General features: G+C 66.1%; 13 protein-coding genes. 10 read left to right on the top strand and 3 right to left on the bottom strand.

Features of this window, described 5'->3' with window-relative positions; translation table 11 throughout:
- Nucleotides 1-36 precede the first annotated feature (36 nt).
- Both QO259_RS05020 and araD1 read right to left on the bottom strand, forming a co-directional pair.
- Nucleotides 37-1,836, bottom strand: coding sequence for an IlvD/Edd family dehydratase (locus tag QO259_RS05020; RefSeq protein WP_285952042.1), 1,800 nt, complete (start codon nt 1,834-1,836; stop codon nt 37-39).
- A 93-nt stretch (nt 1,837-1,929) separates the two neighbouring features.
- Nucleotides 1,930-2,922, bottom strand: coding sequence for an AraD1 family protein (araD1, locus tag QO259_RS05015; RefSeq protein WP_285952041.1), 993 nt, complete (start codon nt 2,920-2,922; stop codon nt 1,930-1,932).
- Between the two features lie 603 nt (nt 2,923-3,525).
- Between araD1 and QO259_RS05010 the strand changes: the two genes are divergently transcribed.
- The 5 genes from QO259_RS05010 (at nt 3,526) to QO259_RS04990 (ending at nt 8,809) form a co-directional block, all read left to right on the top strand.
- Nucleotides 3,526-4,446 (top strand): tripartite tricarboxylate transporter substrate binding protein, encoded by a 921-nt coding sequence (locus QO259_RS05010; RefSeq protein ID WP_285952729.1) that lies wholly within the window; start codon nt 3,526-3,528, stop codon nt 4,444-4,446.
- Between the two features lie 25 nt (nt 4,447-4,471).
- Nucleotides 4,472-4,957 carry a tripartite tricarboxylate transporter TctB family protein gene (locus QO259_RS05005; protein ID WP_207034897.1) on the top strand — a complete coding sequence of 162 codons (486 nt, stop codon included), beginning with the start codon at nt 4,472-4,474 and terminating at the stop codon, nt 4,955-4,957.
- A 6-nt stretch (nt 4,958-4,963) separates the two neighbouring features.
- A complete protein-coding gene (locus QO259_RS05000; protein ID WP_207034899.1) occupies nt 4,964-6,478 on the top strand; it encodes a tripartite tricarboxylate transporter permease in 1,515 nt (504 codons plus the stop codon).
- The gene (locus QO259_RS04995) at nt 6,475-7,530 is read left to right on the top strand and encodes an Ldh family oxidoreductase (protein WP_285952040.1); all 1,056 of its coding nucleotides are present in this window, start codon (nt 6,475-6,477) and stop codon (nt 7,528-7,530) included. Before QO259_RS05000 ends, QO259_RS04995 begins: the two co-directional genes overlap by 4 nt.
- 79 nt (nt 7,531-7,609) lie before the next feature.
- On the top strand, nt 7,610-8,809 hold the full coding sequence (locus QO259_RS04990) for a fumarylacetoacetate hydrolase family protein (protein ID WP_285952039.1): 1,200 nt from the start codon (nt 7,610-7,612) through the stop codon (nt 8,807-8,809).
- A 118-nt stretch (nt 8,810-8,927) separates the two neighbouring features.
- Here QO259_RS04990 and QO259_RS04985 read toward each other — a convergent pair whose 3' ends face one another.
- Nucleotides 8,928-9,656 (bottom strand): FadR/GntR family transcriptional regulator, encoded by a 729-nt coding sequence (locus tag QO259_RS04985; protein ID WP_285952038.1) that lies wholly within the window; start codon nt 9,654-9,656, stop codon nt 8,928-8,930.
- Between the two features lie 228 nt (nt 9,657-9,884).
- Between QO259_RS04985 and QO259_RS04980 the strand changes: the two genes are divergently transcribed.
- Genes QO259_RS04980 through QO259_RS04960 form a run of 5 tightly spaced genes read left to right on the top strand, consistent with a single transcriptional unit; the run spans nt 9,885 to nt 15,013 of the window.
- Nucleotides 9,885-10,865 carry a TRAP transporter substrate-binding protein gene (locus QO259_RS04980; RefSeq protein ID WP_285952037.1) on the top strand — a complete coding sequence of 327 codons (981 nt, stop codon included), beginning with the start codon at nt 9,885-9,887 and terminating at the stop codon, nt 10,863-10,865.
- Between the two features lie 6 nt (nt 10,866-10,871).
- Complete coding sequence (locus QO259_RS04975) at nt 10,872-11,492, top strand: TRAP transporter small permease (RefSeq protein WP_285952036.1); 621 nt, start codon at nt 10,872-10,874, stop codon at nt 11,490-11,492.
- Nucleotides 11,489-12,769, top strand: a complete 1,281-nt coding sequence (locus QO259_RS04970) for a TRAP transporter large permease (RefSeq protein ID WP_285952035.1) — start codon at nt 11,489-11,491, stop codon at nt 12,767-12,769. The genes QO259_RS04975 and QO259_RS04970 overlap by 4 nt, the downstream gene beginning before the upstream one ends.
- Nucleotides 12,770-12,783: 14 nt before the next feature.
- Nucleotides 12,784-13,812 (top strand): 4-hydroxythreonine-4-phosphate dehydrogenase PdxA, encoded by a 1,029-nt coding sequence (locus QO259_RS04965; RefSeq protein ID WP_285952034.1) that lies wholly within the window; start codon nt 12,784-12,786, stop codon nt 13,810-13,812.
- A 28-nt stretch (nt 13,813-13,840) separates the two neighbouring features.
- A complete protein-coding gene (locus tag QO259_RS04960; RefSeq protein WP_285952033.1) occupies nt 13,841-15,013 on the top strand; it encodes an L-rhamnonate dehydratase in 1,173 nt (390 codons plus the stop codon).
- The last annotated feature ends 35 nt before the right edge of the window (nt 15,014-15,048 follow it).

Raw genomic sequence — 15,048 nt, 5'->3', positions numbered from 1 at the left:
GCGCAGGCATTGTGTAAACACCCGCTCAGCCCCCTCTCAGTGGTTGTCGCGCGGCAGATCCCAGGCAATGGCGCGGTACTTGGTGGCCGGTGCCAGCGTCATGCCGCGGTCCAGCGGCTCGACCATGCCGCGCTGGATCTCCTGCCACGGCGTCTGGTGATCGCGGTAAGGATAGCCGCCGCGCGCCTCCAGACTTGCTCGCCGCCGCGCCAGCTCGGCGTCGTCGACCAGCAGATTGGCCTCGCCGCGACGCAGATCGATACGCACCCGGTCGCCGCTCTCGAGCAGCGCCAGCCCGCCTCCCACCGCGGCTTCCGGCGAGGCGTTGAGAATCGAGGGCGAGCCCGAGGTGCCCGACTGGCGCCCGTCGCCCAGACACGGCAGCGACTCGATACCCCGCGCCAGCAGCGCTTGTGGCGGCTGCATGTTGACCACCTCGGCACCCCCGGGATGCCCCACCGGGCCGGCACCGCGCATCACCAGGATGGTGTTCTCGTCGATCCCCAGCGTCGGGTCGTCGATCCGCGCGTGGTAATCCTCGGAACCATCGAATACCGCCACCCGCCCCTCGAAGGCATCGGGGTCGTCGGGATCGGAGAGGAAGCGCCGCCGGAAGTCGTCGGAGATCACGCTGGTCTTCATCAGCGCCGAGTCGAACAGATTGCCCTTGAGGTTGATGAAACCGGCCGCCGCCACCAGCGGGTCGGCGTAGCGGCGGATCACGTCGCTATCCTGGGTCTCGCGCCCCTGGCAGTTGTCGGCGAGGGTGTGGCCATTCACCGTCAGCACCTCGCCGTGAACGCGCCCTGCCCCCAGCAGCTCGTGGATCACCGCCGGCACGCCGCCGGCGCGGAAGAACTCCTCGCCCAGATAGGCACCCGCCGGCATCACGTTGGCCAGCAGCGGCACGTCATGGCCGAGCCGCTGCCAGTCGTCGTTGGTCAGCTCGATACCGGCGTGGCGGGCGATGGCGTTGATATGGATCGGTGCGTTGCTCGACCCGCCCAGCGCCGAGCACACCACGATAGCGTTCTCGAACGCCTCGCGCGTGAGGATACGGCTGGGGCGCAGGTCCTCCCACACCATCTCGACGATGCGCGCACCGGTGGCGTAGGCCACCATGGGGCGCTCCTTGTAGGGCGCCGGGATCATCGCCGAGCCGGGCAGGCTCATGCCCAGCGCCTCGGCCATGGAGTTCATGGTCGAGGCGGTACCCATGGTGTTGCAGTGCCCCACCGAGGGCGCCGAGTCGGCGATCCGGGCGAGGAAGGTGGGATAGTCGATCTCGCCGGTGGTGAGACGCTTGCGCAGCTCCCACACGATGGTGCCGGAGCCGACCCGCTCGGCGCCGCGCCAGCCGTTGAGCATCGGCCCGCCGGAGAGCACGATCGCCGGCAGATCGGCGGTGGCCGCGGCCATCAGGCAGGCCGGCGTGGTCTTGTCGCAGCCGGTGGTGAGTACTACCCCATCCAGCGGATAGCCGTGCAGCACCTCGACCAGGCCGAGATAGGCGAGATTGCGATCCAGCGCCGCGGTGGGCCGGCGCACGTTCTCGTGGATCGGATGCAGCGGGAACTCGAACGGCACCCCGCCGGCGGCGCGGATCCCCGCCTTGGTGCGCTCGACCAGCTCGAGGTGGTGACGGTTGCACGGCGTCAGGTCGGAGCCGGACTGAGCGATGCCGATGATCGGCTTGCCCGCAGCCAGCTCCTCCAGGGTAATGCCGTAGTTCATGTAGCGTTCGAGACACAGCGCCGTGGTGCCGGCGTGGTCGGGGTTGTCGAACCACCAGCGCGAGCGCAGTGACTCGCGACGGCGCGCGGAGGAATCAGACATCGGAAGGCTCCAGAGAGGCACCGCGCGCCGCGCGGCACCGACGTACCAGGGGACCCGGACGGCGCCGGGTCAGAGAACGTGACACCGGGCGGTTCACAGCGGCTTGGCCGCCGCGTAGCCCAGGTCCGTATCGGCTTCCAGGGTGTTGCGCAGCGCCCGGCCGAACGCCGGCAGCTCGATCTCGTAGCGGTCGCCCGGTTCGACCGTCACCTGATCGGCGAAGCTCAGCGTCGCCGTGCCGAAGAAGTGCACGTGGACGTCGCCCGGGCGGCGGAAGTTACGGTACTTGAAGTGGTGGTGCTCCAGATTGGCCAGGCTGTGCGCCATGTTGGCCTCACCGGTCAGAAACGGCTTTTCCCACAGGGTCTTGCCATCGCGCACGATGCGGCTGGTGCCCTCGAGGTGCGGGGGCAGCTCGCCCACCAGCAGCTCCGGGCCGTAGCTGCAGGCGCGCAGCTTGGAGTGGGCCAGCCACAGATAGTTGAAGCGCTCGGTGACGTGATCGGAGAACTCGTTGCCGACGGCGTAGCCGACCCGCCACGGCGTGCCATCGTCGCCGATCACGTAGAGCCCGGCCAGCTCCGGCTCCTCGCCGGCATCCTGGGCGAAGCTCGGCGAGCGCAGTGCCGCCTCGGGCGCCACCACGCAGTCGCCGTCGCCCTTGTAGAACCACTCCGGCTGCGGCCCTACCTCGCCGGCGCCCGGCTTGCCCGCCTCCACGCCCATGCGGAACATGCGCATGGAGTCGGTCAAGGTGCTCTCATCGACTAGGGTCGCGGCGTGCATCGCCGAACGCGTGTCGGCACTGCCGAGGTGGGTCAGCCCGGTGCCGGTGACCAGCCAGTGGGCCGGGTCCGGGTGAGTCAGCGGCGGCAGCAGCTGGCCATTGTCGACCAGCGCGGCGTAGTCTAGCCGGGTGTCGGTCAGCGCCGCCTCGACCACCTCGCTCAGCGGGCGCCCCGCGGCGATCGCCTGCCGCGCCAGACCGTAGACACCCTCCTCCGCGGCCACCACCTGCACGCTCTCGGCGTCGACCACCAGGCCCACCGTCAAGCGCCCCTCGTGGCGACATTGAATCAGGCGCATCGTGTTTGCTCTCCTCGGTATTGGTTGGGTTCGGGCGCGGCAATAGGCACCAATTCGACTATGTTGAACATACTAGAAATAAGTACAACATAGACTTTCGCCGCAAATACCCCACCCGCGAATCACGCTAGGCTGGGCGGCCGACCCGGCAGATGTTTTTACGCACTCACCGGTGGACAGGGTGACAGCTTCTGGCCCCATCGGCAGGTGCACTCGACCAATGTCTAGCCAACACGAATATTGCACTCAATGTTCATTCGTCATAGCTTCGAAGACGAATAGCTTCGAGGACGAATGGCTTCGAGGACGAAAAGCACGACACTTGACGAGCCCAGCCAGGACGTCAGTCGCCCGATACCAGTGCCAGTTTCGACGCGTTTGGCACGATAGGTAAGGCTTGTCAGGCGCCGTGTGCTTCACCCGCTAAAGGCCCGTTGCGTGTCAAGCGGCCAAGCCCACAACCACTCCCTGAGCAAGACGGCGATCGGTACAACGACGCCCCACACAACGATAAACAAGACGATACGTCACTCCGGAGACACCGCCATGATCTCGACGACCGCGAAACGCTTCTGCCTCGGCCTGCTCGGTGCGGCCCTGGTTATGCCACTGCCGGCGCTGGCCGACTACCCCGAAAAGCCGATCACCCTGATCGTGCCCTGGGCGGCGGGAGGCGGCACCGATGCCACCGCGCGCACCATCGCCACGGCGCTGGAAAAAGAGCTCGGCCAGACCGTCAACGTGGTCAACCGCACCGGCGGTAGCGGCGTGGTCGGACACACCGCCATCGCCATGGCCAAGCCCGACGGCTACACCCTCGGCCTGGTCACCGGCGAGATCAACATGATGCACTGGCAGGGCCTGACCCAGCTCACCTACGCCGACTACACCCCGATCGCCCAGATCAACTACGACTACGCCGGGATCCAGGTCGCCGCCGACGGCCCCTTCGACTCCGCCCAGACCCTGCTCGACAAGGTCAAGGACGAGCCCAAGGGCACCTACAACGCCTCCGGCACCGGCCAGGGTGGCGTGTGGCATCTGGCCTTCGCCGGGCTGCTGCTCGACCAGGGCATGGAGGCCGACCGCGTGACCTGGATTCCCAGCCAGGGCGCGGCGCCGGCGATGACCGAGATGGCAGCGGGCAGCATCGATATCGTGCCCAGCTCGGTGCCCGAAGGGCGCGCGATGATCGAGGCGGGCAAGGTCAAGAGTCTGGCGATCATGGCACCGGAGCGCCTCGCCAGCTTCCCCGACGTCCCCACGCTGAAAGAGGCAATCGGCAGCGACTACACCATCGGTGAGTGGCGCGGCATCGCCGGTCCCAAGGGCATGGACCCGGCCGTGGTCAAGACGCTGGAGAAAGCGGTCGAGGCGGCCTACCAGAGCGACACCTACCAGAACTTCATGGCCAAGCAGGGCTTCGGCACCGAGTGGCGCGGCGCCGATGACTTCGGCAAGTTCATGGCCGAGCAGGATCAGCGCTTCAGCGAGATCGTCAAACAGGTCGGCCTGGCCAAGTGAGGGCGTAGCCCGCGGGAGTCGCACGATGAGAGACTTTCTCCTGGGTCTGGTCTTTGCCATCGGCGGCGGCGTGGTGATCGCCGTGGCCCAGACCTACCCCACCATGCCCTCGCTGCAGTACGGGCCATCGCTGTTCCCCTCGCTGATCGGCGCGGGGATGCTGATCGGCGGCGCGCTGCTGGCACTGAGCCAGGTCCGCGTGCTCGCCGCCCGGCGGCACGCGCCCGAGGACCCGGGGCTCTCGCGCTACGACTACCGTGGGCTGGCGCTGTCCCTGGTGCCCTGCGCCCTGATCGTGTTCTACATCCTGGCCGCCGAGACCCTCGGCGCCGGGCTGTGCATGCTGCTCTCGATGTGGCTGCTGATGCTGATGCGTGGCGCGAAATGGTGGCTGGCGCTGGGCGTCGCCCTGGTGGTGTCACTCATCGTCACCCTGCTGTTCTCGCGCTATCTGCTGATTCCGCTGCCGGAGGGCACACTTCTCCCGCAAAGTCTGGCCTGGATCGGGTAATCGCTCATGGAAACCTTCGTGCAAGGCCTGGCCATGGTGTTCAACGCCCAGACGCTGCTGGTGATCGTCGCGGCGGCCGTGTTCGGGCTCTTCGTCGGCGCCATCCCCGGCCTCACCGCCACCATGGCGGTGGCACTGCTGGTGCCGATCACCTTCTACATGGACGCCACGCCGGCGATCGCGGCGATCGTCGCGACCTCGGCCATGGCGATCTTCGCCGGTGACATTCCCGGCACCTATCTCAATATCCCCGGCACCCCCGCCTCCGCCGCCTATGTCGGCGAGTCGTATCGGCTGGCGCGCCAGGGGCGGGCGCGGGAGACCCTGGGCACCAACCTGCTGTGCTCGGTGTTCGGCGGTCTGTTCGGCACTCTGGTGCTGGTGTTCGTCTCCCCCTCGCTGGCCGAGGTGGCGCTCAACTTCAGCTCCTTCGAGTACTTCTGGCTGGCGCTGCTGGGCCTGAGCTGCTCGATCTTCATCGCCATCGGCTCGCGGCTGAAGGCGTTTCTGTCGCTCACCGTGGGCCTGCTGCTCTCCACCGTGGGGCTCGACATGATGAGCGGCGCGCCGCGCTTCACCTTCGGCGTGCCCGATCTGATGGCCGGGGTCAACTTCATTCCGGTGATGATCGGCATGTTCGCGCTCAACGAGATCATGCTGTTCTACGGCTCGCGCAACGAGGCCCGCAGCGTGCCGGCAATGGCCAAGGACAGCGTGTTCCGTCAGGCCCCCGCCACCCTGCGCCGCTACTGGCGCAACATGCTGCGCGGCAGCGCCCTGGGTACGCTGATCGGCGCGCTGCCGGGTGCGGGAGCGGATATCGCCGCCTGGATCGCCTATGCGCTGGGCAAGAGCCGCTCCAAGGAGAAGGAGAAGTACGGCAGCGGCCATATCGAAGGGATCGTCGATGCCAGCTCGGCCAACAACTCCGGCATCAGCGGGGCCTGGGTGCCGGCGCTGGTGTTCGGCATCCCCGGCGACACCATCACCGCTATCGTCATCGGTGTGCTCTACATGAAGGGCATGAACCCGGGCCCGACCATCTTCATGAACGGCGGCAGCCAGGTCTATGCCCTATTCACGGTGTTCTTCGTCGCCAACCTGATGATGCTGCCGCTGGGCTATCTGGCGATCCGCGCCTCCAAGGTCTTCATCCTGACCCCGCGCAAGATGCTGATGCCGGTGATCTTCACCTTCTGCATCGTCGGCGCCTTCGCCATCAACAACTCGGTCACCGATATCTGGATCATGCTGATCATCGGCCTGGTGGCCTTCGTGCTGGCGCGCAACGACTTCCCCATGGCGCCGGCGATCCTGGGGCTGGTGCTCGGCGGCACGCTGGAGAACAGCTTCATGAGCTCGATGCTCAAGTCCGGCGGCGATCTGCTCGCCTTCTTCGAGCGCCCGATCAGCGCCGCCCTCGGCGCGCTGGTGATCCTGATCTGGCTGCTGCCGACGCTGATCAAGCACATCCGCCGGCTGCGCCGCCCCGCAGCCGCCACCGCCGGAGACGAGAGATGACCCGCTATGACGCCGCCACCCTGCGCACCACTCTGAGCGCCCTGTTCCGCGAGGCGGGGGCGCACGAGGAGGTCGCCGAGACCACCGCCAGGATTCTGGTCGAGGGCGATCTGCTCGGCCACCACACCCACGGCGTGAAGCTGGCCGACGGCTACCTCAAGGATCTCGCCGCCGGCAACGCCAGCGGCGACCCCGGGGTGCTAGAGATTCAGGAGAACACGCCGGTGGCGGCGCTGTTCGACGGCCACTACCTGCTCGGACCCTATCTGGTCCAGCGCGCCCTCGACCACTGCCGCGCGGCCGCGGCCACCTTCGGCCTGGGCATGGTCAGCCTCAAGCGCTCGCACCATATCGCCTGCCTGGCGGCCTATCTACAGCCGCTGGTGGAGGCCAATCTGGTGCCGCTGATCCTGAGTTCGGACCCCGCGGTGGCCTCGGTGGCACCGTTCGGCGGTCTCGATCGGGTCTACACCCCCAACCCGCTGGCAGCGGGCATCCCCGGCCGCGAGCAGCCGCTGCTGATCGATGTCAGCATGTCGACCATCACCAACGGCACCGTGGGCAAGACCCACGCCGCCGGCGAGCGTCTGGCGCATCCGGCGATCCTTTCCGGGCACGGTGCGGTGAGCGACGACCCCGCCGACTACTTCGCCGAGCCGGGCGGCAGCATCCTGCCGCTGGGCGAACTCGCCTTCGGCCACAAGGGCTTCGCCCTGGGGCTGATGGTGGAAGCGCTGACCTCGGCCCTGGCCGGGTTCGGGCGCAAGGATGGCCCCACCACCTGGGGCGCCTCGGTGATGGTGATGGTGATCGACCCGGCGCGCTTCGGCGGTACGCAGGCGTTCCTCGACGAGACCGACCATCTCGCCCGGCGCTGCTTCGAGGCGCGCCCGCGCGACGCCGAGCGCCCGGTGCGCCTGCCCGGCCAGTCCGGTCTGGCGCGGCGGCGCGACTATCTCGCCGACGGCATCCCGCTACCCGAAGACGTGGTGGCGGCGATGCGCCAGGCAGTGGCACGCTCATCGCTGGCCGGCACGACGCCCTTCGGCTGAACGCCGGGCACCCCTTTATCCGCGCCGCACTAACGCAGCGGCGCCCAGTCACCCCTGATCATCGAGAGCTGGTTTTCCCATGACGCAAGCCCAAGCACCCGACCGCCTGCCCGAGTCAATCGACTGTCTGCCCGAGGACGCCGATCGCGCCCTGCTGGTGGGCCGCGCCTGGCTGGGCGACGATCCGCAGCGCGGCGGCCCGGCCATCGTCGCCGTGCGCGGCGATGCCCTGGTCGATCTCTCCGCGCATGTCGCCACCATGGCCGACCTGCTCGAGCACCCCGACGCCGCGGGCCTGGTGCGCGACGCCGAGGCACCGCTGATCGCCCCGCTGGCGACGGTGCTGGCCAACAGCGCCGCGGCCGAACCGCTGGCGCCCTATCTGCTCGCGCCCTGCGACGTGCAGGCGATCAAGGCCTGCGGCGTGACCTTCGCGGTCAGCCTGCTGGAGCGGGTGATCGAGGAGCAGGCCGGCGGCGATCTCAACCGCGCCGCCGAGCTGCGCCGCGAGATCCAGACGCTGATCGGCAGCGACCTGTCGCGCATTCAGCCCGGCTCGGAAGAGGCGATGACGCTCAAGCGCGAGCTGCAGGCGCGCGGCGCCTGGTCGCAGTACATGGAAGTGGGGATCGGACCGGATGCCGAGGTTTTCTCCAAGGCGCAGCCGCTCTCCGCGGTGGGCCACGGCGCCCGGGTCGGCCTGCATCCGGCCTCGCAATGGAACAATCCGGAGCCGGAGATCGTGCTCGCGGTGGACGCCCAGGGGCAGGTGCGTGGCGCCAGCCTGGGCAACGACGTCAACCTGCGCGACGTCGAGGGGCGCAGCGCACTGCTGCTGGGCAAGGCCAAGGACAACAACGCCTCCTGCGCCATCGGCCCGTTCATCCGCCTGTTCGACGCCCACTTCGGCATCGACGACGTGCGCCAGGCGCGGGTCTCCCTGCGTATCGAGGGCAGCGACGACGGTTTCGTGCTCGAGGGCGACAGCGACATGCGCGAGATCAGCCGCGACCCGCTCGACCTGGTGAGCCAGACCCAGGGGGCGCACCACCAGTACCCGGATGGTTTCATGCTCTTCCTCGGCACCATGTTCTCGCCGATCCAGGATCGCGACGGCGAAGGCCAGGGTTTTACCCATCACCTGGGCGACCGGGTCGATATCAGCACGCCCAAGCTGGGGCTGCTGAGCAACGTGGTCGCGCGCAGCGACCAGCTGCCGCCATGGACCTTCGGTATTCGCCGCCTGATCGCTCACCTCGCACGTCGTCAAGGCGCGTGAGGTATCACCCCGTGGCGGCCGGCTCAGCCGCCACGGGGTGAGCCAAGCCGCTGTGCGGCCGACGTGCCACAGCGTTCCGATGGGATATTGCGAGGGTCATGCGCGATGACATAGCGGCTCAGTCGGCGAGCTTGTTCTTGGTGGTGCGATAGACGCTGTCGAGATGAACCAGCATCGCCCGCTCGGCGGCGTCGGGATCGCCATTGCTCAGGGCGTCGACGATGTGGCGGTGCTCCTGGTAGCTACGCTCGATGGCCCCGTCCTCGATCATGACCTGGCGCCGGATATTGAGTCCGAAAGCGTAGAGTTCCTCGGCGTAGCGCATCAAAATCTCGTTGCCGGCGTACTCGGAGATTCGCTTGTGGAAGTTCTGGTCGGAGAGCTGGAAGTGAACCGGCGAGTCGAACAACTGGCTCTGTGCCCTGAGAAGACTGTCTAGCTCGTCGATCCCGCAGGCGTCGATGTTGACGGCAGCGCGCCGAGCAATCGCGGCTTCCACTACGATACGACTTTCGAAGACGCTGTTGACATCGTAGCGGTTCATCTCACAGGTGGCGCTTTCCGGGTGGGTGCTACGAAAGCGCGCCAGCGCCTCATCGCCGGCACGGATGCGGGTCTTGCTGCCATGCGAGACGCAGATCAACCCATAGGCGGTGAGCCGCGAAAGGGCACCGCGTACGGTCTCCCGACTGACGCCGAAAAGCTGGGACAGTTCGCGCTCACTGGGCAGCTCATCGGCGTCCCGCAGCAGGCCGGTGAGGATCATGTCGGTCAGCTTGTCGGCCAGAATGTCCTTCTTGGTCTTGTTCTTCAACGCCTTCTCGAAGGCAAATGCCGGATTGTCCATGGCGCGCGTCTCCTGTCACAACTGGTCCGAACGATAAACCAGAGTCTCCCCGAATAGCCAGAAACCCGCCTGATATCGTGCGACAAAGGTCTTGATTCCACGATTCCGACTTGACGTGGTTTCGCGTCGACGCCTAACTTCTCCGCTTACTGGTATGGTTAACCAACCAGTATACCAGTCGGTCTGGTAGCGATGACAACTGCCGAAAATGACAACAAGGGGTGCACCATGCTCAAACTCAAGCAGTTACTCGGCCTATCCGCGCTCTCGCTGGCCCTGGCCTCGGCACAGGCTCAAGCTGACAAGATCGTCTTCGCGATCGGCGGTACACCGCAGAGCCTTCAGGGGCAGACGGCCCAGGAATTCACCCGCCGTCTTCAGGCGCGCCTGGGAGACGAACATCAGGTGGAACTGTACGACAGCGGCCAGCTCGGCAACGAGCAGCAACTGGTCCAGAAGCTGCGCCTAGGGACCATCGACCTGGCCGCCATTTCTTCCATCATGTCGTCCATCGATCCCCAGTTCGCCCTCTTCGACATGCCCTTTCTGGTCAAGGATCGCGCTCACCTCAAGCGCATCGATCAGAACATCATCATGAAAGACCTGGCTGACAGCGCCGAGACCAAAGGGCTGCACATCGTCTCCACCTGGGAGAACGGCTTTCGCCAGATCACTAACAACGTTCGTCCCATCGACAAGCCGGAAGACCTGGACGGCCTGAAGATCCGTACGCCGAAGAGCGAATGGCGCACCAAGATGTTCAAGGCCTGGGGCGCCAATCCCACACCGATGGCCTTCTCCGAGGTCTTCGTGGCACTGCAGACCGGGGTCGTCGACGGTCAGGAGAATCCGCTCAGCAACATCAACGGCGCCAAGTTCCAGGAAGTGCAGGACTATCTGTCGCTCACCAACCACGTCTACTCGCCCATCTGGCTGACGGCCGGCAAGGGCGGCTGGCAAAAGCTCCCCGAGGACGTGCGTACGGCCGTGACCGAGGTCGCCGCCGAGACCCAGGGCTGGGCGTTGGCCAAGGGGGAAGAACTCGACCAGAAGCTGGTTGGCACCATGCGCGATGCCGGCATGCAGATCAACAAGGCCGACCGCGACGCCTTCGTCAAGGCCAGCGCCCCGATCTATCAGGCCTACGCGGAGCGCGTCGATGGCGGTCAGGCACTGGTCGATCGAGCCATGGCGCTGGCCGAGGAGTGAGCCGCCATGCCCACACCGTCGGGCGCCCGCCAGGCGCCCTTCCCCTTCCCCGCTACGGAGACCGCGACCATGCTGCTGCCGCTGGAGCGTTGTCGAATCGGCCTGGAGCGTCTGCTGGAGGCATTCACCGTGTGCCTGCTGCTGGCCTTGACCCTCATCGTGCTGGGCGCGGTGACCTTTCGCATGGTGGGTAGCTCGATCCCCTGGTACGACGAGGTCGCCTCGGTGGGTTTGGCCTGGCTGAGTTTCTATGGCGCCAACCTGGCCGCCCTCAAACGGGCCCACATGGGGTTCCCCGGACTGGTCGCCAAGGCCCCGGTACTGCTGCGCGCGCCCCTGTTCATCGTCTCCGAAATCATCGTGATCGGCTTCTTCGCGGTGATCGCTTTCTATGGCTATCGGGTTCTCGACGTCCTGGCCTGGGACACCCTGGTGGCCCTGCCGGCCATCCACCTCGACGTGACCCAGTCGGTTATTCCCATCAGTGCCGCACTGTTCATTCTTTGCGAGCTGCTCAGCCTGCCCATGGCCTGGCGCAAGATGCGCAGCGGCGTGAACACCGAACAGGAAGAGATAGAGGCCGCCATCCAGCAAGCCGAGAACGACCTCAAGGAGCACCGCGCATGACCCTGCTGATCATCATCGCCGCCCTGTTCGCGCTGGTACTGGTCAACGTGCCGATAGCCGTGGCCATCGGTGTGGTCGGGGTGGTGGGCGTCTATCTGAACATGGGGGCCGAAGCCCTGGTCAATGTACCGCTGACGCTGTTCAACGGGGCCACCAAGTTCCCGCTGATCGCCATTCCCTTGTTCATCTTCGCCGGCGCGTTGATGAACACCTCGGGCATCTCCCTGCGTCTGATCAACCTGGTGACCGCCATGGTCGGCTTCGTGCGTGGCGGATTGGCGATGGTCAACGTCGGTGTCTCGCTGTTCTTCGCCGAGATATCCGGGTCGGCGGTCGCCGACGTGGCGGCCACCGGCTCGATCCTGATCCCCGAGATGAAACGTCGCCAGTACCACCCCGACTTCACAGCCGCGATCACCTCCTCCTCGGCCTCGCTGGCGATCATCATTCCGCCCTCGCTGTCGATGATCCTCTACGGCGCCATCGCCGATACCTCCATCGTCAAGCTGTTCGTGGCGGGCATCGTGCCCGGCCTGATCGGGGCCATGGGTCTCGCCGGCGCCTGCTACTACTACGCGGTCAAGTATGATTTGCCGCGCGAAGCCGCCTTCTCGCTGACCACGCTGCGCAAGGCATTCCGCGAGGCTTTCTGGGCCCTGCTGCTGCCGGTAATCATCCTCGGCGGCATCTTCGGCGGCTTCGTCACCGCCACCGAAGGTGCGGGTATCGCCGTGCTCGCCGCCCTGCTGATCGGCGGCCTGGTCTATCGCGAACTGAACCTCAGGATCCTCTACCGCGCGGTCATCGAGGGGGTCGTCCAGACCGCGGTGGTGATGCTGCTGGTGGCCACCTCGGCAGTGCTCGGGCTGTTCCTCACCGAAATGCAATTGCCCCAGCAACTGGCCCGCGAGATCACCGCCATCACTCAGGATCCGGTGCTGGTGCTGGCCCTGCTCAACATCATGCTGCTGCTGCTCGGCATGTTCCTGCACGGTGCCGCCGCCATCATCCTGGTGGTGCCCATCGTCATGCCACTGGTCCAGCAGATCGGCATCGACCCCATCCACTTCGGCCTCATCCTGACGCTCAACCTGGCCATCGGCCAACAGACGCCACCGGTCGCCTCGGTGCTGGCCACGGCCTGCTCCATCGCCAAGACCGATATGTGGAACACCACCCGCGTCAACCTGCCGATGATTCTGGTGCTGTTCCTGGTGCTGATGCTGGTCACCTACGTGCCGGCCGTGCCCATGACACTCGTCAACCTCTTCTATTGATCCGGAGATCCGCCATGACAGACCCACACCCCGTCATCGCCGTCACGCTGGGCGATCCCGCCGGCATCGGCCCGGAACTGATCGCGCGCCTGTTCGCCGATACAGCACTGTTCAGCGATGTGCACACCGTGCTGGTCGGCGACCCTTGGCTGTGGCAGGACGGTCAAAACGTGGCCGGCATCAGCCACCGACTCCCTGACGTCGATAGCTTTGCCGCCGCCCGCGACCACGACGGCCCGGTCTTCCTGCCGCTGGACAGCGTCGCCGAAGGCGAGGTCGGCTACGCCGAGGAGACCGCCGCCGGGGGAGCCTCGGTGCTCAAGGTTCTCACCCGCTGTCTGGACGCCGCCCAGGCGGGTGAGGTGGACGCCATCTGCTTCGCGCCGCTCAACAAGTTCTCGATGAAAAAGGGTGGCCTGCGCCACGAGGACGAACTGCACTTCTTCGCCGAACAGCTGGGTGTCGAGGGGTACTTCTGCGAGTTCAATACCCTGGGCACGTTGTGGACATCGCGAATCTCCTCGCACATTCCGCTCAAGGATGCCGCCGAGTACGTGACCCGGGAGCGCATCGTCGCCGCCAGCCGACTGATCTACGAATCCCTGAAACTGGCAGGCTTCGACGCCCCGCGGATCGCGGTGGCCGCCTTCAACCCCCACGGCGGCGAAGGCGGTACCTGCGGGCGCGAGGAGATCGAAGTCATCGCGCCCGCCGTCAGGGAGTGCCAGGCACAGGGTTACCCCATCGCCGGCCCCTTCCCCGCCGACACCATCTTCATCAAGGCGCGCGACGGCGAGTACGACGCCATCGTCACCATGTATCACGACCAGGGGCAGATCGCGATCAAGCTGCTGGGCTTCAAGCAGGGCGTCACCGTCCAGGGCGGCCTGCCGATTCCCATCACCACCCCGGCCCATGGCACCGCCTTCGATATCGCCGGCCAGGGCAAGGCCGATGTCGGCCCGACCCGCAACGCCTTTTCCATTGCTTGCCGCATGGGCAAGAGTCTGCGCCTTCAGCGCCTTGCATCCGCCGGCGCTTGAGCCATACACCACATAAGGAAAACATCGTATGAAAATCACCCACGTCCGTGCCCGGGTCTTCGAATGGAAAGGCCACACCGTCCCCCCGACGCCGCATTTCTGTGCCAACGCCATGGACGAGCTGTGGGACAAGAGCGACTCCATGGGCAGCTTTCGCTTCCACGGCTGGACCGTGGTCGAGGTCGAGACCGACACCGGGCTGGTGGGGCTGGGCAATGTGGCGCTCGCGCCGCGTGTCGCCAAGACGATCATCGACCAGTACCTGGCGCCACTGGTCATCGGCCAGGACCCGTTCGATTACGAATATCTGTGGCAGCGCATGTATCGCGCCACCCTGGCCTGGGGCCGCAAGGGGATCGGCATGGCGGCGATCTCAGGCGTCGACATCGCGATCTGGGATCTGATGGGCAAGGCGGCCGGTCAGCCGGTGTTCAAGCTGCTCGGCGGGCGCACCAAGGAAAAGATTCCCTGTTACGCCTCCAAGCTCTACTGCATGGACCTGCCGGCGATGCAGGAAGAGGCGCAGTCGTATCTCGACCAGGGCTTCAAGGCGATGAAGATGCGTGTCGGCTATGGCCCCAAGGATGGACCGGCGGGCATGCGCGCCAACCTCGACCGTGTCGCCGCGGTGCGCGAGGTGATCGGCGACGACATCGACCTGATGATCGACTGCTACATGGGCTGGAACCTCGACTACGCCAAGCGCATGCTACCCAGGCTGGAGCCTTTCCAGCCGCGCTGGGTGGAAGAGCCGGTGATCGCCGATGACATCGACGGCTATGCCGAACTCAATCGGCTGACCAGCATTCCGATCTCCGGTGGTGAACATGAATTCACCCATTACGGCTTCCGCCAGCTGCTCGAGCAACGCGCGGTCTCCGTCATCCAGTACGATACCAACCGGGTCGGCGGCATCACTGCGGCGCGCAAGATCAATGCCATGGCGGAGGCCTTCTGCGTGCCGGTGATCCCCCACGCCGGTCAGATGCACAACTACCATCTGACCATGGCCTCCCTCGCCTCGCCCATGTCCGAATTCTTCCCGGTCCACGATGTCGAGATCGGCAACGAGCTCTTCTACTACCTGTTCGAAGGCGACCCCGAGCCGGTCGATGGCTGCCTCGACCTCGACGATGGCACCCCGGGGCTGGGGCTGTCGCTCAACGAGCGCTACTTCGATCAGTTCCACATCATCGAATGACACCGCCCTGTCGCCGCGTGACACCGTCAACGTGA

The sequence above is a fragment of the Salinicola sp. JS01 genome, from assembly GCF_030284585.1.
Classification (GTDB): domain Bacteria; phylum Pseudomonadota; class Gammaproteobacteria; order Pseudomonadales; family Halomonadaceae; genus Salinicola.
This window is presented reverse-complemented; position numbering and strand designations above follow the sequence as displayed.

Excerpts from the sequence above, each read along its gene's own strand:
- QO259_RS05010 (WP_285952729.1), top strand. The coding sequence starts at position 3,526 with ATGCCACTGCCGGCGCTGGCCGACTACCCCGAAAAGCCGATCACCCTG.
- QO259_RS04970 (WP_285952035.1), top strand. The coding sequence starts at position 11,489 with ATGACCCTGCTGATCATCATCGCCGCCCTGTTCGCGCTGGTACTGGTC.
- QO259_RS05005 (WP_207034897.1), top strand. The coding sequence starts at position 4,472 with ATGAGAGACTTTCTCCTGGGTCTGGTCTTTGCCATCGGCGGCGGCGTG.
- QO259_RS04990 (WP_285952039.1), top strand. The coding sequence starts at position 7,610 with ATGACGCAAGCCCAAGCACCCGACCGCCTGCCCGAGTCAATCGACTGT.
- QO259_RS04995 (WP_285952040.1), top strand. The coding sequence starts at position 6,475 with ATGACCCGCTATGACGCCGCCACCCTGCGCACCACTCTGAGCGCCCTG.
- QO259_RS04960 (WP_285952033.1), top strand. The coding sequence starts at position 13,841 with ATGAAAATCACCCACGTCCGTGCCCGGGTCTTCGAATGGAAAGGCCAC.
- QO259_RS04975 (WP_285952036.1), top strand. The coding sequence starts at position 10,872 with ATGCCCACACCGTCGGGCGCCCGCCAGGCGCCCTTCCCCTTCCCCGCT.
- QO259_RS04980 (WP_285952037.1), top strand. The coding sequence starts at position 9,885 with ATGCTCAAACTCAAGCAGTTACTCGGCCTATCCGCGCTCTCGCTGGCC.
- QO259_RS04965 (WP_285952034.1), top strand. The coding sequence starts at position 12,784 with ATGACAGACCCACACCCCGTCATCGCCGTCACGCTGGGCGATCCCGCC.
- QO259_RS05020 (WP_285952042.1), bottom strand. The coding sequence starts at position 1,836 with ATGTCTGATTCCTCCGCGCGCCGTCGCGAGTCACTGCGCTCGCGCTGG.
- araD1 (WP_285952041.1), bottom strand. The coding sequence starts at position 2,922 with ATGCGCCTGATTCAATGTCGCCACGAGGGGCGCTTGACGGTGGGCCTG.
- QO259_RS05000 (WP_207034899.1), top strand. The coding sequence starts at position 4,964 with ATGGAAACCTTCGTGCAAGGCCTGGCCATGGTGTTCAACGCCCAGACG.
- QO259_RS04985 (WP_285952038.1), bottom strand. The coding sequence starts at position 9,656 with ATGGACAATCCGGCATTTGCCTTCGAGAAGGCGTTGAAGAACAAGACC.